The organism is Pseudomonas nitroreducens NBRC 12694 (assembly GCF_002091755.1).
GTDB lineage: Bacteria > Pseudomonadota > Gammaproteobacteria > Pseudomonadales > Pseudomonadaceae > Pseudomonas > Pseudomonas nitroreducens.
This window is the reverse complement of record NZ_BDAI01000004.1, coordinates 472,184-492,519: the sequence shown is the minus strand read 5'-3', so window position 1 is coordinate 492,519 and position 20,336 is coordinate 472,184. Positions and strand designations below refer to the sequence as shown.

The window sequence follows — 20,336 nt, the reverse complement described above, 5'->3', positions numbered from 1 at the left end:
TCTGAAAGCCACGCATCACTAGGCTTCAGCTGTATTCATGGCTGTGGATAGATGTTCCAGAGGGAAAACGGGGACGGCAGGATGCGCGGTGACGGAATGGCTCCGTCACCGGTGGGGAAAGGCTGGGTTGTGGATTACTTGCCGATGCAGAAGCTGGAGAAGATTCGGCCTAAAAGGTCGTCCGGCGTGAAGGCGCCGGTAATCTCGCCAAGTGCCTGCTGGGCCTGGCGCAGGTCCTCGGCCAGCAGTTCACCTGCGCCGCTCAGGGTGAGCTGTGCGCGGCCATGCTCGAGGCTATCTCCTGCCTGGCGCAAGGCCTCCAGGTGCCGGCGGCGGGCGCTGAAGCTGCTCTCTGCTGTTTGCTCGAAGCCCATGCAGGCCTTCAGGTGCTCGCGCAACAGGTCCAGCCCATTCCCCGAGCGGGCGGACAAGGCGATGGTGACGTGACCGTCAGCGCTCTCCTGCAGCCCGACTGACTCTGTGGATAAATCCGCCTTGTTGCGGATTAGGGTCACGTGCGCCGGATCGGGTCGGCTGTCCAGGAACTCAGGCCACAAGGCGAAGGGGTCGCTGGCTTCCGGCGCGGTGGAGTCCACTACCAAAAGCACGCGGTCGGCTTCGCTGATTGCCTTCAGCGCGCGTTCCACGCCGATCTTTTCCACATGATCATCAGTGCTGCGCAGACCGGCGGTGTCGATAATGTGCAGCGGCATACCGTCGATGTGGATATGTTCGCGCAACACGTCGCGGGTGGTGCCGGCGATATCGGTGACGATGGCGGCTTCGCGGCCGGCCAGGGCGTTCAGCAGGCTCGATTTGCCGGCATTGGGACGCCCGGCGATCACTACGGTCATGCCATCGCGCAGCAGCGCGCCCTGGCCAGCCTCGCGCAATACCGAGGCAAGCTCTGCGCGCACCGCATCCAGTTGCGACAGCACATGGCCATCGGCGAGGAAGTCGATTTCCTCTTCCGGGAAGTCGATGGCGGCCTCGACATATATGCGCAGGCCGATCAATTGATCGGTCAGGCTGTGCACGCGGCGGGAGAACTCTCCTTGCAGTGAACGCACGGCATTGCGCGCAGCCTGGGCTGAGCTGGCCTCGATAAGGTCGGCGATGGCTTCAGCCTGGGCCAGGTCGAGCTTGTCGTTGAGGAAGGCGCGTTCGCTGAACTCACCCGGACGGGCCTGGCGCGCTCCCAGCTCCAGGCAACGTTGCAGCAGCATATCCATCACCACCGGGCCGCCGTGGCCCTGCAGTTCGAGCACATCCTCGCCGGTGAAGGAATTCGGGCCGGGGAAGAAGAGCAGCAGGCCTTCGTCGATAACGTCGCCATCATCGGCATGGAACGGCCCGTAGTGCGCATGGCGAGGCTGCGGCTCGCGCCCGCTCAGGGTAATGGCCATGGTGCGGGCACGGGGACCGGAGACGCGGACAATGCCCACCCCGCCACGGCCCTGAGCGGTGGCAACGGCGGCGATGGTTTCACGGGCTGTATTCATGTCGGCGGTCTCGCGGTTGTGTTCGTGGCGCGCGGGAAAGCAACGTTATCCACATAGCAAAACGCCCCACTAGGGGGCGTCTTGTCGATCGGTTTGAGGCTGCGATATCAGGCGGAAGCCTTCTTCGCGGAAGCCTCGATCCGACGGGTAATGTACCACTGCTGCGCGATGGACAGGCAGTTGTTCACAACCCAGTACAGAACCAGACCAGCCGGGAACCACAGGAAGAAGAAGGTGAAGATGATCGGCATCAGCTTCATGACCTTGGCCTGCATGGGGTCCGGCGGAGTCGGGTTGAGCATCTGCTGAACCAGCATGGTAGCGCCCATGATGATCGGCAGGATGAAGAACGGATCCTTCACCGACAGGTCGACGATCCAGCCCAGCCACGGAGCCTGGCGCATCTCGACGCTTTCAAGCAGTACCCAGTACAGGGAGAGGAAGACCGGCATCTGCACCAGGATCGGCAGGCAGCCGCCCAGCGGATTGATCTTCTCTTTTTTGTACAGCTCCATCATCGCCTGGGACATCTTCTGGCGATCGTCGCCGTGCTGTTCCTTCAGGGCGGCCAGTTTCGGCGACACGGCGCGCATGCGGGCCATGGAGCGGTAGCTGGCGGCGGACAGCGGGAAGAAGGCCAGTTTGATGACGATGGTCAGGAAGATGATCGACCAGCCCCAGTTACCCACCAGGTTGTGGATATGTTGCAGCAGCCAGAAGATCGGCTGGGCGATGAACCACAGCGGACCGTAGTCGACGGTCAGTTCCAGGCCCGGGGACAGTTCCTTCAGGTACGCCTGCAGTTTGGGGCCGGCGTACAGGGTCATGCTGGTTTCGCCCTTGGCACCCGGCGCAACCGTCAGGTTGGGGCCGGTGTAGCCGACGATGTAGTTGCCCTGAGCGTCCTTGCGGGTCATCACGCTGTGGGTATCGCCCTTGGCGGGAACCCAGGCGGTGACGAAGTAGTGCTGCAGCCAGGCTACCCAGCCTCCCTGGACGGTTTCCTTGAACTGCTCCTTGTCCATGTCCTTCATGGACACTTTTACGTAGGGCTTTTCAGGGGTCCAGACCGCGGCGCCGAGGTAGGTCGACACACCGGTCGCGGTGGTAGAGGACGGGTCGACGCTGGCGTCACGCTTGAGCTGGGCGAACAGCGAGGCGCTCCACGGTTTGTCGCTCTGGTTGTCGATCAGGTAGCTCACGCCGACCTGATAGGCATTGGGGTTGATGCACTCGAGCTTCTTCTGCGCCTTTTCTTTCTCGGTGCAGTCGCTTTTCAGGCCGCGGTGGAAGGTGAAGCGCTTGATGTAGCTGACGCCGTCCTGTGCATAAGTCAGGTCGACGACCATCTGGTCCTGGCCGTCCGCCAGTTCGTAGACAGGTTTAGCCGAAGCGTAGAGCGGGCGCCCGCTGGCAGCGGCGTCCGGACCATTGGCACCGGTCAGGCCGCTCTGGGCCAGGTAGGTACGCTGGTTGTCACGCTCGAACAGCGGGAACGGCACATCCGGGCGGTCCTGGCGCAGCGGGTACTGGGTCAGACCAAGCTTGATCACGTCGCCGCCGCGCGGGTCGATGGTCAGGTCCAGGACATCAGTCTTCACGCGGATCAGCTGTTCGCTGGCTGCTGCCGGCTTCTGCTCGTTAGGCAGGCTGGCCTGGGCGTTCTGCGTGGTGGGTACGTCAGCGTTGGCCGCGTTGCCGGCAGGCACGGAAGTGTCCGGCAGGCCTTCAGTCTGATTGAAGGTCGCGGTCTGCGCCGGCAGTTCGGGCTGGCCGTAGTCCTTGTTCCACTGGAGAACCAGCGCGTAGGACACGATTGCCAGGGCGACGAATAGGATTGAACGTTTGATGTCCATGGTTACTCGGCCGTCGAGGAAGGGGCGGGCTTGGAAGGATCTGGCGGTACCGGGTCGTAGCCACCGGGGTGCCAGGGATGGCAGCGGCCTAGGCGACGAGCGGCCAGCCAGCCACCACGCAGGAAGCCATGGATTTCAATGGCCTCCTGCGCGTAGCAGGAACAGCTGGGGTAGAAACGACAGTGCCTGCCCATCATGGGACTGATGGCGTAGCGGTAAAACTGGATCAGTAACAGCGCCAGTCTACGCATGGGAACTGTCGGCCACTCCCGGAGATTCTGTCGCGGGTTCCGGACTTGGCCGATTGCGCAACAGGCGCTTCCAGAGTTTGCCGAACTGCTGGTGCAGCTCCGGATTCTCCAGATCGCCAAGACCTTTGCGCGCGATCACCACGATATCCAGACCAGCCAGCTTCTGCTGGTTGAGGCGGAAGGAATCGCGGAGAAGGCGTTTAAGGCGGTTACGCTCGACGGCGAGCTTGACGTTCTTTTTGCCGATCACCAGGCCGAGGCGGGGATGATCGAGACCGTTTTCGCGCGCCAGCAGCAGAATGTGCTTGCCGGGAACCTTGGAGGTGGGGGAGTCGAAGACTGCTGTGAATTGCCGGGCTGTCAGAAGACGTTTTTCCCGGCTGAAATCTTGACTCACCACCTGTGTCGGACAAATCAGACGGTCAGACGCTTGCGGCCCTTGGCGCGACGACGCGACAGAACCTGACGACCGTTCTTGGTTGCCATGCGAGCGCGGAAGCCGTGAACGCGAGCGCGCTTGAGGGTGCTGGGTTGGAAAGTACGTTTCATGATTCGGTACCTGGGTTTGACGACATGAGGTCGCAGTGACCCCGTTTAAAGAGACCGGCGATTCTAGTGAAATCATGCGGTCAGGTCAATTTCCAACCAGCATCGGAAACAAAATCTATAGAAAGGAAGGAAATCTCTTTCTTTAAAGATTGAATCGATGATTATGTTTATGCAGGTATCTGCCTGTGCATAACTCCTCCAAGGGAACAGGGTGCGCGGGGTACAGCCAATGATAACCGTGTCGGGAAGTCGTGCGCGGGTTGTGTGGGGCCGGTTGGAAAGCTGGGTATGGAATGCGGTTTTTTCCACAGAAGTTTTTTCCACAGATTGATCCCCTGCGTCGTCCCCTGCCCCATCAAGCTGTTATCCACAAGGTTCAAGGCGCCATTACCCGACCACCGGTAAAATCATTAACACCTTGATTTTGCTTGTGTCCTGGCACGCTTAACTGTGGATAAGTTGGTCTGGCGCGGATACAATGGCGGTCTGTTTCGCTTTGCGACTTCTTTTGGGGGATATCCGTGTCCGTGGAACTTTGGCAGCAGTGCGTGGAGCTTCTGCGCGACGAGCTGCCGTCCCAGCAATTCAACACCTGGATTCGACCTTTGCAGGTCGAGGCCGAGGGGGAAGAGTTGCGCGTCTACGCACCCAACCGCTTCGTACTCGACTGGGTCAATGAGAAGTACATGGGCCGCCTGCTGGAGCTGCTGGGCGAGCGTGGCAATGGCCAGATCCCGGCGATTTCGCTGCTGATCGGCAGTCGCCGTAGCCGCACGCCAAGGCCTGCCCTGGTGCCGACGCCCCAGGTCAACGTGCAGCCTGTAGCGCAGCCGGCGGTTGCCCCGGCGTCCTCTGCTGCTCCGGCGCCCGTTGCGGTGTCCGTTTCCGAGCCCCAGTCAATCCAGGCTGCGCCGGTGCAGACCATTGCCGATCTGGACGAGTCGAGCCCGGGGATCGATCCGCTGGCGGCGGCGATGCCCGCTGCTACCGTGCGTAGCGAGCGCAACGTGCAGGTAGAAGGTGCGCTCAAGCACACCAGCTACCTCAACCGCACCTTCACCTTCGAGAACTTCGTCGAGGGTAAATCCAACCAGTTGGCCCGCGCGGCAGCCTGGCAGGTGGCGGACAACCTCAAGCACGGCTACAACCCGCTCTTCCTTTATGGGGGCGTCGGCCTGGGTAAAACCCACTTGATGCACGCTGTGGGTAACCACCTGCTGAAGAAGAACCCCAATGCCAAGGTCGTCTACCTGCATTCGGAGCGCTTCGTCGCGGACATGGTGAAAGCGCTGCAGCTGAATGCCATCAACGAGTTCAAGCGTTTCTACCGGTCGGTAGATGCTCTGCTGATCGACGATATCCAGTTCTTCGCCCGCAAAGAGCGTTCCCAGGAAGAGTTTTTCCACACCTTCAACGCCCTCCTCGAAGGCGGCCAGCAGGTCATCCTGACCAGTGACCGTTACCCGAAGGAAATCGAAGGCCTGGAAGAGCGCCTGAAGTCCCGCTTCGGCTGGGGCCTGACGGTGGCCGTGGAGCCGCCGGAACTGGAAACCCGTGTGGCGATCCTGATGAAGAAGGCCGAGCAGGCCAAGGTCGAGTTGCCGCATGACGCTGCATTCTTCATCGCCCAGCGCATTCGCTCCAACGTGCGGGAGCTGGAAGGCGCGCTCAAACGTGTGATCGCGCACTCCCACTTCATGGGCCGGCCGATCACCATCGAGCTGATCCGCGAGTCGCTGAAGGATCTGCTGGCCTTGCAGGACAAGCTGGTCAGCATCGACAACATCCAGCGCACCGTCGCCGAGTACTACAAGATCAAGATCGCCGACCTGCTGTCCAAGCGCCGTTCGCGCTCGGTGGCGCGTCCACGCCAGGTAGCCATGGCACTTTCCAAGGAACTGACCAACCACAGCCTGCCGGAAATCGGCGTGGCCTTCGGCGGTCGGGATCACACCACGGTGCTGCACGCCTGTCGTAAGATCGCTCAACTCAAGGAATCCGACGCGGATATCCGCGAGGACTACAAGAACCTGCTGCGTACTCTGACCACCTGACGCAGCCTCACGAGGCAAGGGACTAGACCATGCATTTCACTATTCAACGCGAAGCTCTGTTGAAACCCCTGCAGCTGGTCGCTGGCGTCGTCGAGCGCCGCCAGACGCTGCCGGTTCTTTCCAACGTCCTGCTGGTCGTCGAAGGTCAGCAACTGTCGCTCACCGGTACCGACCTCGAAGTCGAACTGGTTGGCCGTGTCACGCTGGAAGATGCCGCTGAGCCGGGCGAAATCACCGTGCCGGCACGCAAGCTGATGGACATCTGCAAGAGCCTTCCCAGCGATGCCGTGATCGATATCCGTGTCGACGAGCAGAAGCTCCTGGTGAAAGCCGGCCGCAGCCGCTTCACCCTCTCCACCCTGCCCGCCAATGACTTCCCCACTGTGGAAGAAGGCCCCGGCTCGCTGACCTTTAGCCTGGTGCAGAGCAAGCTGCGTCGCCTGATCGATCGCACCAGCTTCGCCATGGCGCAGCAGGATGTTCGCTACTACCTCAATGGCATGCTGCTGGAGGTCGGTGGCGGTACCTTGCGCGCCGTGGCTACCGACGGTCACCGCCTGGCCATGTGCTCGCTGAGCAATGGCGTGCCGGAAGCACAGGATCGCCATCAGGTGATCGTGCCGCGTAAAGGCATCCTGGAGCTGGCTCGTCTGCTCACTGAACAGGACGGCGAAGTCTCCATCGTTCTTGGCCAACATCACATCCGTGCGACCACCGGCGAGTTCACCTTCACCTCCAAGCTGGTGGACGGTAAGTTCCCCGACTACGAGCGTGTGCTGCCCAAAGGCGGTGACAAGCTGGTGATCGGTGATCGCCAGGTGTTGCGCGAAGCCTTCAGCCGTACTGCGATTCTTTCCAACGAGAAGTACCGCGGTATCCGTCTGCAGCTTTCCAATGGCCTCCTGAAGATCCAGGCGAACAACCCGGAGCAGGAAGAGGCGGAAGAAGAAGTGCAGGTCGACTACAACGGTGGCAGTCTGGAAATCGGCTTCAACGTCAGCTACCTGCTGGACGTCCTGGGTGTGATGGGTACCGAGCAGGTACGCATGATTCTCTCTGACTCCAACAGCAGTGCGCTGCTGCAGGAAGCGGACAACGACGATTCTGCCTACGTCGTCATGCCGATGCGCCTCTGACGCGTATCGATGTCCCTTACCCGCCTTTCGGTCACCGCGGTGCGCAACCTGCACCCGGTGACCTTCTCCCCCTCCCCCCGCATCAACATCCTCTACGGCGAAAATGGCAGCGGCAAGACCAGCGTGCTGGAAGCCATCCATCTGCTCGGCCTCGCGCGTTCGTTCCGCAGCATGCGTCTGCAACCTGTCATCCAATACGAAGAACCGGCCTGCACGGTGTTCGGACAGGTACGTCTGGGGAATGGCTTCGATAGCAGCCTGGGTGTTTCACGGGATCGCCAGGGCGAGTTCCAGATTCGTATCGATGGGCAGAATGCACGCAGTGCCGCCCAGCTCGCCGAGACCTTGCCGCTGCAGCTGATCAATCCGGACAGTTTCCGTTTGCTGGAAGGTGCGCCGAAGATTCGCCGGCAGTTTCTCGACTGGGGTGTGTTCCACGTGGAACAACGCTTCATGGCCGCCTGGCAAAGACTGCAGAAGGCCCTGCGGCAGCGGAACTCGTGGCTCCGGCATGGTAGACTGGACGGTGCTTCGCAAGCTGCGTGGGACCGGGAATTATGCTCGGCGAGCGACGAAATCGATGCGTATCGGCGGTCCTATATCCAGGCCTTGAAACCCCAGTTCGAGCGTACTCTGGCCGAGCTCATCCAGCTCGACGACCTGACGCTCAGCTATTACCGGGGCTGGGACAAGGAACGCGAATTGAGTGAGGTGCTGTCGTCCAGCCTGCTGCGTGATCAGCAGATGGGCCACACCCAGGCGGGGCCTCAACGGGCGGATCTGCGAATTCGCCTGGGAGGACACAATGCCGCGGAGATCCTGTCCCGCGGTCAACAGAAATTGGTGGTCTGCGCGTTGCGGATCGCCCAGGGGCATTTGATCAACCAGGCGAAACGCGGGCAATGCGTCTACCTGGTGGATGACCTCCCCTCCGAATTGGATGAGAAGCATCGGTTGTCTTTGTGCCGGCTTCTCGAAGATCTGGGTTGCCAGGTATTCATCACCTGCGTCGACCCGCACTTATTGAAAGACGGCTGGCGAATGGAAACGCCGGTGTCGATGTTCCACGTGGAACATGGGCGCGTCTCTCAGGACACTACCATCGGGAGTGAAGAATGAGCGAGAACACCTACGACTCTTCCAGTATCAAGGTACTGAAGGGACTGGACGCCGTACGTAAGCGTCCGGGCATGTACATCGGTGATACCGACGACGGCACTGGCCTGCACCACATGGTCTTCGAGGTCGTGGACAACTCGATCGACGAAGCGCTGGCGGGCTACTGCAGCGAGATCAGCATCACCATTCACACCGATGAATCCATCACCGTGCGCGACAACGGCCGCGGCATTCCGGTGGATATCCACAAGGAAGAAGGGGTCTCCGCGGCAGAGGTCATCATGACCGTCCTTCACGCCGGCGGTAAGTTCGACGACAACAGCTACAAGGTCTCCGGCGGCCTGCACGGCGTAGGTGTGTCGGTGGTGAACGCCCTCTCCCATGAGCTGCGCCTGACCATCCGCCGTGAGGGCAAGGTCTGGGAACAGGTTTATCACCACGGCGTTCCGCAATTCCCGCTGCGCCCGGTGGGCGACACCGAAGGTTCGGGCACCGAGGTTCACTTCAAGCCCTCTCCAGAAACCTTCCACAACATCCACTTCAGCTGGGACATCCTGGCCAAGCGGATCCGCGAACTGTCCTTCCTGAACTCCGGCGTGGGCATCGTCCTGCGCGATGAGCGTGCCGGCAAGGAAGAGCTGTTCAAGTACGAGGGTGGCCTGCGTGCCTTCGTCGAGTACCTGAACACCAACAAGACCGCGGTGAACCAGGTTTTCCACTTCAACTGCCAGCGCGAAGAAGACGGCGTCGGCGTGGAAGTCGCCCTGCAGTGGAACGACAGCTTCAACGAGAACATCCTCTGCTTCACCAACAACATTCCGCAGCGTGACGGCGGTACCCACCTGGCAGGCTTCCGCTCCGCCCTCACCCGCCACCTGAACAACTACATCGAGCAGGAAGGCCTGGCGAAGAAGTTCAAGATCGCCACCACCGGCGACGACGCCCGTGAAGGTCTGACCGCGATCATTTCGGTGAAGGTACCGGATCCTAAGTTCAGCTCGCAGACCAAGGACAAGCTGGTTTCCTCGGAGGTGAAGACCGCCGTCGAGCAGGAGATGGGCAAGTACTTCGCCGACTTCCTGCTGGAGAACCCGAACGAAGCCAAGGCCGTGGTCGGCAAGATGATCGACGCCGCCCGCGCCCGTGAGGCCGCGCGCAAGGCTCGTGAGATGACTCGCCGCAAGGGCGCGCTGGACATCGCCGGCCTGCCGGGAAAACTCGCCGACTGCCAGGAGAAGGACCCCGCCCTCTCCGAACTGTACATCGTGGAGGGTGACTCCGCGGGCGGTTCTGCCAAGCAGGGCCGTAACCGCAAGACCCAGGCGATCCTACCGCTCAAGGGCAAGATCCTCAACGTCGAGAAGGCTCGCTTCGACAAGATGCTGTCCTCCCAGGAGGTCGGCACGCTGATCACTGCACTGGGCTGCGGTATCGGTCGCGAGGAGTACAACATCGACAAGCTGCGTTACCACAACATCATCATCATGACCGATGCTGACGTCGACGGTTCGCACATCCGTACCCTGCTGCTGACCTTCTTCTTCCGTCAGCTGCCGGAGCTGGTCGAGCGCGGCTACATCTATATCGCCCAGCCACCGCTGTACAAGGTCAAGCGCGGCAAGCAGGAGCAGTACATCAAGGACGACGTGGCCATGGAAGAGTACATGACCCAGTCGGCCCTCGAAGAGGCCAGCGTGCACGTCAACGAAAGCGCCCCGGGCCTGTCCGGCGAAGCGCTGGAGAAGCTGGTCAACGAGTACCGCACGGTCATGCGTACGCTGTCCCGCCTGTCCCGTCTCTATCCGCAGGACCTGACCGAGCACTTCGTCTACCTGCCGCGCATCGATGTCGACCAACTGGGCGACCAGGCTGCCATGCAGGGCTGGCTGGACCAGTACCAGGCTCGCCTGAAGGCCGCGGAGAAATCCGGTCTGGTGTACAAGGTCAGCCTGCGGGAAGACCGCGAGCGTCACCTGTGGCTGCCGGAAGTCGAGATGGTTGCCCATGGCTTGTCGAGCTACGTCACCTTCAACCGCGACTTCTTCGCCAGCAATGACTACCGCTCGGTGACCGAGCTGGGCGCCAAGCTGAACAGTCTGTTGGAAGAAGGCGCCTATGTGCAGAAGGGCGAGCGCAAGAAGGCCGTCAGCAGCTTCAAGGAAGCCCTGGAGTGGCTGATGACCGAAGGCACCAAGCGTCACAGCATCCAGCGATACAAAGGACTGGGCGAGATGAACCCGGACCAGCTGTGGGAAACCACCATGGACCCGAACGTGCGCCGCATGCTGAAGGTGACCATCGAGGATGCCATCGCCGCCGACCAGCTGTTCAACACCCTGATGGGCGATGCCGTGGAGCCGCGCCGCGACTTCATCGAGAGCAACGCCCTGGCGGTGTCCAACCTGGACGTCTGATTCGGGAAAGCGACAGGCAAAAAGAAAGGGCCCTTCGGGGCCCTTTTCTTTTGTCGGCGTGAGCGTCAGGAGGCTTCGGCAACTGCCTGCGGCGTGGCATCGGCCGGCAGCTCGCCCATCTCGCGCAGGGTCTGCGCAACCCAGTTCTCGGCGCGCTGGTTGAGCTCGGTAATGGCGCGTGCGCCCTCGCCTTCTGCATACATGGCCGGGCCTATCACCACCTGGATGGTGCCGGGGAACTTCGCCCAGCCATTCTTCGGCCAGCAGTGCCCGGCGTTGTGTGCGATCGGCAGAACCGGCAGGTTGGCGTTGACCGCCAGTGCCGCGCCGCCACGGGAGAATTTGCCGATCTGGCCCGTGGGGACGCGGGTGCCTTCCGGGAAGATCAGTACCCAGGCGCCCTGCTTGAGGCGCTCGTCACCCTGTTTGGCGATCTGCTTGAGGGCCAGCTTCGGTTGCTCGCGGTTGATCGCAATGGGCTTGAGCAGCGCCATGGCCCAGCCGAAGAAGGGAACGAACAGCAACTCGCGCTTGAGTACCTGGCTGAGCGGCTCGAAGTAGCCGGTGAGGAAGAAGGTCTCCCAGGTGCTCTGGTGCTTGGCGAGGATCACACAGGGCTGATCCGGGATGTTCTCCGCACCCTTGAGTTCGTAGCGCACGCCGACCATCACGCCGGCGAGCCAGACGGCGAACTTGCACCAGGCCTGCGCGATGAAGCGGTAGCGCGCGCGGAATGGCAGGAAGGGCGCGATGAGCAGGCTGAGGGTGCCCCAGACGAAGGCGCTGGACGACAGCAGCAGGTAGAAGAGAACGGTTCTGATGGCCTGCACTATCGACATGGGAGATGGATCCTCAGGAAAGTAGGTGGTCGGCAACCGCTGCCAGATCGTCGAATACCAGCGTGCCTTCTGGCAACGTCTTGGCCAACGTACGCTCGCCCTTGCCGGTCTTTACCAACACAGGCAGACAATCGACGGCCAGCGCGGCGTCCAGGTCACCCCGGCTGTCACCGACGAACCAGACGCCCGTCAGATCTACGCCGTAGTGCTGGGCTATCTGCCGCAGCATACCGGGTTTCGGCTTGCGGCAGTCGCAGCCGTCGTCGGGACCATGGGGACAGTAGACCACCATCCCGAGTTCACCCCCCTGCTCCGCCACCAATTCCCGCAGGCGCGCGTGCATGCTTTCCAGCGTGGCCAGGTCGTAATAGCCCCGGGCGATGCCGGACTGGTTAGTGGCCACGGCTAGGGTCCAGCCGGCTTTGCTGAGGCGCGCGATGGCAGTGATGGCGCTGGGGATCGGAATCCACTCGGCAAGGGATTTGATGTAGTCGTCGGAGTCCTGGTTGATGACGCCGTCACGGTCGAGGATCAGTAGCTTCATGGGGGCTTCGGTAAGTCGGGCGCGTGGAGAAGTCGGAAACGAAAAAGCCGGGAGTCCGTTACGGTGAACCGTTTCGAACTCCCGGCTTCCTCAGGCAGGCATCAGCCCAGCAGCGAGATGTCGGCGACGCCGAGGAACAGCCCGCGAAGCTTGGCCAGCAGTGCGTAGCGGTTGGCCTTCACGGCGCTGTCGTCCGCGTTGACCAGTACTTCCTCGAAGAAGGCATCGACCGGTGCGCGCAGGGCCGCCAGTTGGGCCAGGGCTGCGCGATAATCGCGAGCCGCGGCCAGCGGAGCTACTTCCGCTTCGGCGCTTGCCACGGCGCTGCCAAGGGCCTTCTCGGCGGTCTCGGCGAACAGGCTGGCGTTGACGGTGGCAGGCACCTCGCCTTCTGCCTTGGCCAGGATGTTCGACACGCGCTTGTTGGCAGCGGCCAGGGCTGCGGCTTCTGGCAACTGGCGGAACGCCTGGACGGCCTGCACGCGCTGGTCGAAGTCCAGCGGAGCGGTCGGCTTGAGCGCGCGGACGGCCTGATACACGGCGACGTCCACGCCCTCGTCCTCGTAACGGGCACGCAGGCGATCAAAGACGAAGTCCTGTACCTGCTCGGACAGACCCTCGGCTTTCACCTTGTCGCCGTACTGGGCCACAGCCACGCCGATGGCGTCGACCAGGTCCAGGTCCAGCTGCTTCTCGATGAGGATTCGCAGCACGCCCAGGGCGGCGCGGCGCAGGGCGTAGGGGTCCTTGCTGCCGGTGGGCAGCATGCCGATGCCGAAGATGCCGACCAGGGTGTCGAGCTTGTCGGCCACGGCGACTGCGGCGCCGGTGAGGGTGCCCGGCAATTCCGCGCCAGCGCCGCGCGGCATGTACTGCTCGTTCAGCGCCAGGGCGACATCCTTGGCTTCGCCACCGGCAGTGGCGTAGTAGTAACCGGCGATGCCTTGCATCTCCGGGAACTCGCCGACCATCTCGGTGGCCAGGTCGCACTTGCAGAGGATGCCGGCGCGGGCGGCGTTGGTCGCGTCACCGCCGATGCGCTCGGCGATGTAGGCGGCCAGCTTGGAGACGCGCTCGGCCTTCTCGTACACGGTGCCGAGTTGGGCCTGGAACACCACGTTCTTCAGGCGGGCGTTGAAGGCTTCCAGCGGCTGCTTCTGGTCCTGCTTGAAGAAGAACTCGGCGTCGGTCAGGCGCGGGCGCACCACCTTCTCGTTGCCGGAGACGATGTGCTCCGGTGCCTTGCTCTCGACGTTGGCCACGGTGATGAAGCGCGGCAGCAGCTTGCCGTTGGCGTCCAGCAGGCAGAAGTACTTCTGGTTGTCCTGCATGGTGGTGATCAGTGCTTCCTGCGGCACGGCGAGGAAGCGTTCCTCGAAGGAGCACACCAGCGGGACCGGCCACTCGACCAGCGCGGTCACTTCGTCCAGCAGGTCGGCCGGGACGATGGCGCTGCCCTTCTGCTCGGCGGCCAGCTCGGCGACGCGCTTGGAGATGATCTCGCGGCGCTCGGCGAAGTCGGCCAGCACGTGGGCGCTGCGCAGGTCTTCCAGGTAGTTGGCCGGGGCGCTGATGCGCACGTTGGCCGGATTGTGGAAGCGATGGCCGCGGGATTCGCGACCGGCTTTCTTGGTGAGGATCTCGCAGTCGACGACGTCATCGCCGAACAGCATCACCAGCCACTGGGTCGGACGCACGAACTCTTCACGACGGGCAGCCCAGCGCATGCGCTTGGGAATCGGCAGCTCGTTCAGCGAGGTTTCGACGACGCCCGGCAGCAGGCCCACGGCTGGCTGGCCGGGGATGCTCTGGCTGAACTTGAGCTTCGGGCCGCTCTTGTCGATCTGCTCCAGGTCCACGCCGCACTTCTTGGCGAAGCCCAGGGCGGCCTGGGTCGGGTTGCCGCTGGCGTCGAAGGCAGCCTGCAGCGGCGGGCCGTCGAGGTTCACGGTACGGTCGGGCTGCTGCACGGCAAGCTGGTCGATCTGCACGGCCAGGCGGCGCGGCGCGGCGTAGCAGCGGGCGGCGGCGTAAGTCAGGCCGGCGGCCTTCAGGCCCTTCTCGATGCCGGCCAGGAAGGCTTCACCGAGGCTCTTCAGCGCCTTGGGTGGCAGCTCTTCGGTGCCCAGTTCGACGAGGAAATCCTTCGCGCTCATTATTCGGCCTCCTTCAGCTTGGCCAGTACTTCGTCACGCAGTTCGGGTGTGGCCATCGGGAAGCCGAGGCGGGCGCGGGCCTGCAGGTAGCTCTGCGCCACGGCGCGGGCCAGGGTGCGCACGCGCAGGATGTAGCGCTGACGCTCGGTCACCGAGATGGCGCGGCGAGCGTCCAGCAGGTTGAAGGTATGCGAGGCCTTGAGGACCATCTCGTAGGTAGGCAGCGGCAGTTGCAGCTCGATCAGGCGGTTGGCTTCGCTTTCGTAGAAGTCGAACAGCTCGAACAGCTTCTCGACGTTGGCGTGTTCGAAGTTGTAGGTCGACTGCTCCACTTCGTTCTGGTGGAACACATCGCCATAGGTGACCTTGCCGAACGGGCCATCGGCCCACACCAGGTCATACACCGAGTCGACGCCCTGGATGTACATGGCCAGGCGTTCCAGGCCGTAAGTGATCTCACCGGTGACCGGGTAGCACTCGATGCCGCCCACTTGCTGGAAGTAGGTGAACTGGGTGACTTCCATGCCGTTCAGCCAGATTTCCCAGCCCAGACCCCAGGCGCCGAGGGTCGGCGATTCCCAGTTGTCCTCGACGAAACGGATGTCGTGCACCAGCGGGTCGATGCCGATGGCCTGCAGCGAGCCCAGGTACAGCTCCTGGAAGTTTTCCGGGTTGGGCTTCAGGACCACCTGGAACTGGTAGTAGTGCTGCAGGCGGTTGGGGTTCTCGCCGTAGCGGCCGTCGGTGGGGCGGCGGCTGGGTTGCACGTACGCCGCGTTCCAGGTTTCCGGGCCCACGGCGCGGAGGAAGGTAGCGGTGTGGAAGGTGCCGGCGCCTACTTCCATGTCGTAGGGCTGCAGCACCACACAGCCCTGATCGGCCCAGTATTTTTGCAGGGCGAGGATCAGGTCCTGGAAGGTGGGCACGGCGGGCGTAGTCTGGCTCACGAATTTCACCTGTGCTGGATATGCGACTAAAACCCGGCAGTATACCCCAAGACGCCTGCAGCTTGGGCTTCTCAGCGATTTCCGGCCGCCCGGCGGAAGTTCACGAATCGACCGGAAAATTTGCCGGATGACTGTATTTTCATACAGTGAATTGTCTATAGTCGGGCTTTCCCTGTCAGGACGATCGCCATGCCCCGCTGCTTCTGGTGTAACGACGACCCGCTGTACATCGCCTACCACGATGCCGAATGGGGAGTGCCCCAGCGCGATCCGCGGGCGTTGTTCGAGATGCTCATCCTCGAAGGCGCGCAGGCGGGGCTTTCGTGGATCACCGTGCTGAAGAAGCGCGAGCGCTACCGTGAGGTGCTGTTCGGCTTCGACCCCGAGCGCCTGGCGCGCATGAGCGACGAGGAGATCGAGGAGCGCATGCAGGACCCGGGCATCATCCGCAACTTCGCCAAGCTCAAGGCGGCGCGCCAGAACGCCCGGGCCTGGCTGGAGCTGGATGACCCGGTGACGTTCCTCTGGTCCTTCGTCGGCGGTAAGCCCAAGGTCAATCACTTCAGCGAACGCGGCCAGGTGCCGGCGGTGACGCCCGAGGCCGAGGCGATGAGCAAGGCGCTGCGCAAGGCCGGTTTCAATTTCGTTGGCCCGACCATCTGCTACGCCTTCATGCAGGCCACCGGCATGGTGATGGACCACACCACCGACTGCGACCGCTACAACCAGCTGACCCCCGCCTAAGGCAGCGTCCTGGATGTAGTCGCAGACCTGCAACGTCACGCCGTCGCGCGTGACGACGAAGCAGCGCTGCAAACCTTCTGCTCCCACGCGCTTGCGCAGTTGGATCTGCTCGATGCGGTAACCGGTTGCGCGGAAGCAGTCTTCCGACGGGTGCAGCTTGCGCGTCGGCCGCAGCCAACTGGGCCAGGCCGCCAGCGCGGCGAGCAGCAACCACCTCCAGCCGAACAGGCGGCGCGTCATGCCGCCCTCCTCCGCCACCACCACGCACTGAGCCCAGTGAGCCCCAGGCGCCGGGATCGGGTGTGCCCGGCACCGCGCTGCCGATGGCGCTGTCGTTCACGCCCTGGGGCAACGGCAGGAGTTCATCGACGGGCTGGCTCGCCTGCGGATCCGGGCCTTGTTTTCATTCGAGGAGCTGTCGTCGGCAGCCAGCACCGTCAGGCTGGCGCCCATCGCCAGCAGGCAGCACAGCCGTGCAAGTAAGGTTCGGGTACGCATCGCGGGCCTCCGGGCCTGTGGATCGGATGGCCGCAGGTTGCGCGCGCGGTGTGGGCGCCGCGTGTTCGCTCTGTGCTGATTGGGTGGAGGCGGCCGGCGATGCCCGAAATGCCGGCGCGAGCGGCTACAATGGCCGCCATCTGCTTGAAGGAGTTTTCCGTGGAGAAATTCAAGGGCGCACTGGTGGTGGGCTTCCTGCGGTTGTTCGCCATGCTGCCGTGGCGCGCGGTGGGCGCATTGGGCGCGGGTATTGGCTGGCTGATGTGGAAGCTGCCCAACCGCTCCCGCGAGATCGTTCGGATCAACCTGTCGCACTGCTTCCCCGAGCTGTCCGCAGCCGAGCTGGAAAAGCTCGTCGGCCGGAGTCTGATGGACATCGGCCGCACGCTCACCGAGAGCGCCTGCGCCTGGATGTGGTCGCCGCAGAAATCGCTGCAGTACATCCGCGAAGTGGAAGGCATGGAAGTGCTGGAAGAAGCGCTGGCCTCCGGTGACGGCCTGGTCGGCATCACCAGCCACCTGGGTAACTGGGAAGTGCTCAACCACTTCTACTGCTCCTACGCCAAGCCGATCATCTTCTACCGCCCGCCCAAGCTGAAGGCGGTGGACGACCTGCTGAAGAAGCAGCGCGTGCAGCTGGGCAACCGCGTAGCGCCGTCCACGCCCGAAGGCATCAAGAGCGTGATCAAGGAAGTGAAGAATGGCGGCTGCGTCGGCATTCCCTGTGACCCGGAACCGGACCTCGGCTCGGGCCTGTTCGTGCCCTACCTGGGTACCACCGCGCTGACCAGCAAGTTCGTGCCGTCGCTGCTCTCGCGCGGCAAGGCGCGCGGGGTGTTCTTCCACGCCGTGCGCCTGCCCGATGGCAGCGGCTACAAGGTGATCCTCGAAGCGGCGCCGGCGGACATGTACGACAAGGACATGGCAGTGTCGGTGGCAGCCCTCAGCCGTGAGCTGGCCAAGTACGTGCGCGCCTACCCGAGCCAGTACATGTGGACCATGAAGCGCTTCAAGAAGCGGCCCGAAGGCGAGGCGAAGTGGTACTGAGCGCGCGTCGCTCAATCGACCCGATAGGCACGGCGCCCCTGGATTATTGAAGCGTGGGGCGTCAGGCTGAACGTCCCACGCTCCAGGAACCCCCCCCATGCTCGGCCTGCCGACCACCGCCACCGCGCCGTTCTGTCCCTCGGAAGTCAAAGGCAGCATCCAGGTTGCGGCCAGCGCGCCATTGTGGAAGCGCATCCTGCAGTTCGCCGGCCCCGGCCTGCTGGTCTCCATCGGCTACATGGACCCGGGCAACTGGGCCACCGCCATCGAGGCCGGCTCCGGTTTCGGCTACCAGTTGCTGTTCGTGGTGCTGTTGTCGAGCCTCGCGGGGATGGTCCTGCAGTGCCTGGCCATGCGTCTGGGAATCGTCACTGGCCAGGACTTGGCGCAGCTGTCGCGCAGTCGCTACAGCCTGGGCGGCGCTCGCCTGCAATGGCTGCTGGCGGAACTGTCGATCGTCGCCACGGACCTTGCCGAAGTGCTCGGCTGCGCCCTCGCCTTCCACCTGTTGCTGGGTGTCGACCTGGTCACCGGCGTCATCCTCACCGCCTTCGACACGCTCATCGTGCTCGGCCTCAAGGGCCAGCGCTTCCGCCACCTGGAAGCGATCATGCTCGGCCTGATCATCACCATCAGCGGCTGCTACCTGGTCGAGCTGATTCTCATCAAGCCACACTGGCCGGACGTTGCCGCCGGCTTCCTGCCCAGCTGGGACGCCATCAGCCAACGCGAGCCGCTGTACCTGGCCATCGGTATCCTCGGCGCCACGGTGATGCCGCACAACCTCTACCTGCACTCTTCGATCGTGCAGACGCGCCAGGTCAGCGGCAGCAACGGCAAGGCTGCGGCGATCCGCCTGACGCGCATCGACACCGTGGTCTCGCTGAGTCTCGCGCTACTGATCAACGCCGCCATCCTGATCCTCGCCGCCGCGGCCTTCCACGAGAACGGCCACACCGGCGTCACCGAGATCCAGGACGCCTACCGCCTGCTTGAGCCGCTGGTGGGTACCGGGCTGGCGGCGATTCTCTTCGGCGTTGCGCTGCTCGCTTCGGGGCAGAGTTCCACCTTCACCGGCACCATCGCCGGGCAGGTGATCATGGAAGGCTTCCTGCAGATGAAGATTCCCTGCTGGCAGCGCCGCCTGATCACCCGCGCGCTGGCGCTGATCCCGGCGCTGATCGGCGTTCTGATGCTGGGCGACAAGGCGATCGGCAAGCTGCTGGTGCTCAGCCAGGTGGTGCTCAGCCTGCAACTGCCCTTCGCACTCTGGCCGCTGATCCGCTTCACCAGCGATCGCGCGCTGATGGGCGAGTTCGTCAACAGCCTGCTGACCCGCGTGCTGGCGTGGACCTTGTTCTGTGTCATCAGCGCCGCCAATCTCTGGCTGCTGCTGCAACTGCTGGCTTGACCTGACCCATGGGTTTGAGGCCCATTAATGCGCTGACATTCAGGACGGATGCCATCCATGGCCAACCAAAGGCAGTACCCGCGGACCCCGATGAAGTGCCGGATCAAGATCAGCCACCCCGACTTCGGCGACGTGTTCGGCCACACCCGTGATTTGTCGGACGGCGGCGTCTACGTTCGCCATGAAGTGCTCGCCGCATTGCCCGCGGGGACGCGCGTCACCGGCCAGGTGCAGGACATGCCCTTCGATGCACCGATTCTTGAGATGGAAGTGATGCGCACCGACGCCGAGGGCGCCGGCTTCCGCTTCGTCGCAGACGCCTGAAGGCTGCTTTTTGTAGGAACGAGCAAGGGCTAGGCGCCCCTTCGGTCCTACAGGTAAGGCAAAGCCTCCGAATCCATCAGTTCGCCTCGTTCACCGCACTCAGGAACGCCCGCGTCCGCTCGTGCTTCGGGTTGCCGAAGAACTGCTGCGGGCTGCCCTGCTCGAGGATGCTGCCCTGGTGGAAGAAGCACACGCGGTCGGCGAACTCGCGGGCGAAGCCCATCTGGTGGGTGACCATGAGCATCGTCAGGTTGTGCTCGGCGCCCAGCTTGCGCACCACGTTGAGCACTTCACCGCACAGCTCCGGGTCCAGCGCCGAGGTCACCTCGTCGAACAGCATCACCTTGGGCCGCATCGCCAGGGCACGGGCGATGGCCACGCGCTGCTGCTGGCCGCCGGAAAGCTGCGAAGGATAGTGCTCGAGCTTGTTGCCCAGGCCGACCATCTCGAGCAGCTCCACCGCCCGCTCGCGCGCTTCGTCGCGGCGCATGCCGAGCACCTGCACCGGCGCTTCCATCACATTGCGCAGCGCGCTCATGTGCGGGAACAGATTGAAGCTCTGGAACACCATGCCGATCTTGCTGCGCACCTTGCGCACGTGGCTTTCCGGCGCGCGCACCAGGGCGTCGTTGCGCTTGACGTGGGTCAGCGGTTCGCCGTCCACCTCGATCACGCCGCTGTCGATGCTCTCCAGGGTCATCAGCGCGCGCAGCAGGGTCGACTTGCCCGAGCCGCTGGGGCCGATGATGGCGACCTTCTCGTTGGCGCCCACTTCCAGGTTGAGGTCCTTGAGCACGCTGAAGCTGCCGTAGCTCTTGCACACGTTGCGGAAGCTGACCATGGGCTGGGCTGCCTCGGCGCGCGCGGTCGGCGAATCCTCGGTGGCGATGCGGGAGGACATGGCTCCGGCAGTTTGCAGGGAGTGAACAGTCATCGGTTTTCCTC

The 20,336-nt window shown here is 63.2% G+C and carries 18 protein-coding genes and 1 pseudogene; 8 read left to right on the top strand and 11 right to left on the bottom strand.

Features of this window, described 5'->3' with window-relative positions; all coding sequences use genetic code 11:
• Window positions 1–134: 134 nt before the first annotated feature.
• The 5 genes from mnmE to rpmH all read right to left on the bottom strand — a co-directional run bounded on the left by mnmE (window position 135) and on the right by rpmH (window position 4,158).
• Window positions 135–1,502 carry a tRNA uridine-5-carboxymethylaminomethyl(34) synthesis GTPase MnmE gene (mnmE, locus tag PNI01S_RS14600; RefSeq protein WP_084358490.1) on the bottom strand — a complete coding sequence of 456 codons (1,368 nt, stop codon included), beginning with the start codon at window positions 1,500–1,502 and terminating at the stop codon, window positions 135–137.
• 107 nt (window positions 1,503–1,609) lie between these two features.
• Window positions 1,610–3,358 (bottom strand): membrane protein insertase YidC, encoded by a 1,749-nt coding sequence (gene yidC, locus PNI01S_RS14595; RefSeq protein ID WP_024765009.1) that lies wholly within the window; start codon window positions 3,356–3,358, stop codon window positions 1,610–1,612.
• A gap of 2 nt (window positions 3,359–3,360) precedes the next feature.
• Window positions 3,361–3,609: a membrane protein insertion efficiency factor YidD gene (gene yidD, locus PNI01S_RS14590; protein WP_037007231.1), complete on the bottom strand. Its 249-nt coding sequence runs from the start codon at window positions 3,607–3,609 to the stop codon at window positions 3,361–3,363.
• Window positions 3,602–4,009: a ribonuclease P protein component gene (gene rnpA / locus PNI01S_RS14585; RefSeq protein ID WP_081754025.1), complete on the bottom strand. Its 408-nt coding sequence runs from the start codon at window positions 4,007–4,009 to the stop codon at window positions 3,602–3,604. The genes yidD and rnpA overlap by 8 nt, the downstream gene beginning before the upstream one ends.
• Window positions 4,010–4,023: 14 nt before the next feature.
• Window positions 4,024–4,158, bottom strand: coding sequence for a 50S ribosomal protein L34 (gene rpmH / locus PNI01S_RS14580; protein WP_003100258.1), 135 nt, complete (start codon window positions 4,156–4,158; stop codon window positions 4,024–4,026).
• A 521-nt stretch (window positions 4,159–4,679) separates the two neighbouring features.
• Between rpmH and dnaA the strand changes: the two genes are divergently transcribed.
• From dnaA to gyrB, 4 genes and pseudogenes are all read left to right on the top strand, one after another.
• Window positions 4,680–6,212 carry a chromosomal replication initiator protein DnaA gene (dnaA, locus tag PNI01S_RS14575; protein ID WP_038803450.1) on the top strand — a complete coding sequence of 511 codons (1,533 nt, stop codon included), beginning with the start codon at window positions 4,680–4,682 and terminating at the stop codon, window positions 6,210–6,212.
• Window positions 6,213–6,241: 29 nt separating this feature from the next.
• Window positions 6,242–7,348, top strand: coding sequence for a DNA polymerase III subunit beta (dnaN, locus tag PNI01S_RS14570; protein ID WP_024765010.1), 1,107 nt, complete (start codon window positions 6,242–6,244; stop codon window positions 7,346–7,348).
• A 9-nt stretch (window positions 7,349–7,357) separates the two neighbouring features.
• A pseudogene (recF, locus tag PNI01S_RS14565) lies at window positions 7,358–8,460 on the top strand (DNA replication/repair protein RecF).
• Between the two features lie 3 nt (window positions 8,461–8,463).
• On the top strand, window positions 8,464–10,881 hold the full coding sequence (gyrB, locus tag PNI01S_RS14560; RefSeq protein ID WP_024765012.1) for a DNA topoisomerase (ATP-hydrolyzing) subunit B: 2,418 nt from the start codon (window positions 8,464–8,466) through the stop codon (window positions 10,879–10,881).
• Window positions 10,882–10,946: 65 nt separating this feature from the next.
• Here gyrB and PNI01S_RS14555 read toward each other — a convergent pair whose 3' ends face one another.
• The 4 genes from PNI01S_RS14555 to glyQ all read right to left on the bottom strand — a co-directional run bounded on the left by PNI01S_RS14555 (window position 10,947) and on the right by glyQ (window position 15,367).
• A complete protein-coding gene (locus tag PNI01S_RS14555; RefSeq protein WP_024765013.1) occupies window positions 10,947–11,720 on the bottom strand; it encodes a lysophospholipid acyltransferase family protein in 774 nt (257 codons plus the stop codon).
• A 13-nt stretch (window positions 11,721–11,733) separates the two neighbouring features.
• Window positions 11,734–12,264 (bottom strand): D-glycero-beta-D-manno-heptose 1,7-bisphosphate 7-phosphatase, encoded by a 531-nt coding sequence (gmhB, locus tag PNI01S_RS14550; RefSeq protein WP_084358489.1) that lies wholly within the window; start codon window positions 12,262–12,264, stop codon window positions 11,734–11,736.
• Window positions 12,265–12,365: 101 nt separating this feature from the next.
• The gene (glyS, locus tag PNI01S_RS14545) at window positions 12,366–14,420 is read right to left on the bottom strand and encodes a glycine--tRNA ligase subunit beta (protein WP_084358488.1); all 2,055 of its coding nucleotides are present in this window, start codon (window positions 14,418–14,420) and stop codon (window positions 12,366–12,368) included.
• Entirely contained in the window at window positions 14,420–15,367 is a 948-nt protein-coding gene (gene glyQ / locus PNI01S_RS14540; RefSeq protein WP_015474809.1) for a glycine--tRNA ligase subunit alpha, read from the bottom strand. Before glyQ ends, glyS begins: the two co-directional genes overlap by 1 nt.
• 189 nt (window positions 15,368–15,556) lie before the next feature.
• On the opposite strand from glyQ, the gene PNI01S_RS14535 reads away from it, so the two are divergent.
• Window positions 15,557–16,111 carry a DNA-3-methyladenine glycosylase I gene (locus PNI01S_RS14535; protein ID WP_084358487.1) on the top strand — a complete coding sequence of 185 codons (555 nt, stop codon included), beginning with the start codon at window positions 15,557–15,559 and terminating at the stop codon, window positions 16,109–16,111.
• A 336-nt stretch (window positions 16,112–16,447) separates the two neighbouring features.
• Here PNI01S_RS14535 and PNI01S_RS28450 read toward each other — a convergent pair whose 3' ends face one another.
• The gene (locus PNI01S_RS28450; RefSeq protein WP_157837663.1) at window positions 16,448–16,609 is read right to left on the bottom strand and encodes a hypothetical protein; all 162 of its coding nucleotides are present in this window, start codon (window positions 16,607–16,609) and stop codon (window positions 16,448–16,450) included.
• A 159-nt stretch (window positions 16,610–16,768) separates the two neighbouring features.
• Here PNI01S_RS28450 and PNI01S_RS14530 point away from each other — a divergent pair, with 159 nt between their 5' ends.
• The 3 genes from PNI01S_RS14530 (at window position 16,769) to PNI01S_RS14520 (ending at window position 19,391) form a co-directional block, all read left to right on the top strand.
• On the top strand, window positions 16,769–17,656 hold the full coding sequence (locus PNI01S_RS14530) for a lysophospholipid acyltransferase (RefSeq protein WP_024765015.1): 888 nt from the start codon (window positions 16,769–16,771) through the stop codon (window positions 17,654–17,656).
• 97 nt (window positions 17,657–17,753) lie between these two features.
• Window positions 17,754–19,067: an Nramp family divalent metal transporter gene (locus tag PNI01S_RS14525; RefSeq protein WP_084358486.1), complete on the top strand. Its 1,314-nt coding sequence runs from the start codon at window positions 17,754–17,756 to the stop codon at window positions 19,065–19,067.
• Window positions 19,068–19,124: 57 nt separating this feature from the next.
• Window positions 19,125–19,391: a PilZ domain-containing protein gene (locus PNI01S_RS14520; protein ID WP_024765017.1), complete on the top strand. Its 267-nt coding sequence runs from the start codon at window positions 19,125–19,127 to the stop codon at window positions 19,389–19,391.
• A 76-nt stretch (window positions 19,392–19,467) separates the two neighbouring features.
• On the opposite strand, the gene ehuA is transcribed toward PNI01S_RS14520, so the two are convergent.
• Complete coding sequence (gene ehuA, locus PNI01S_RS14515; RefSeq protein WP_084358485.1) at window positions 19,468–20,292, bottom strand: ectoine/hydroxyectoine ABC transporter ATP-binding protein EhuA; 825 nt, start codon at window positions 20,290–20,292, stop codon at window positions 19,468–19,470.
• Window positions 20,293–20,336 lie beyond the last annotated feature (44 nt).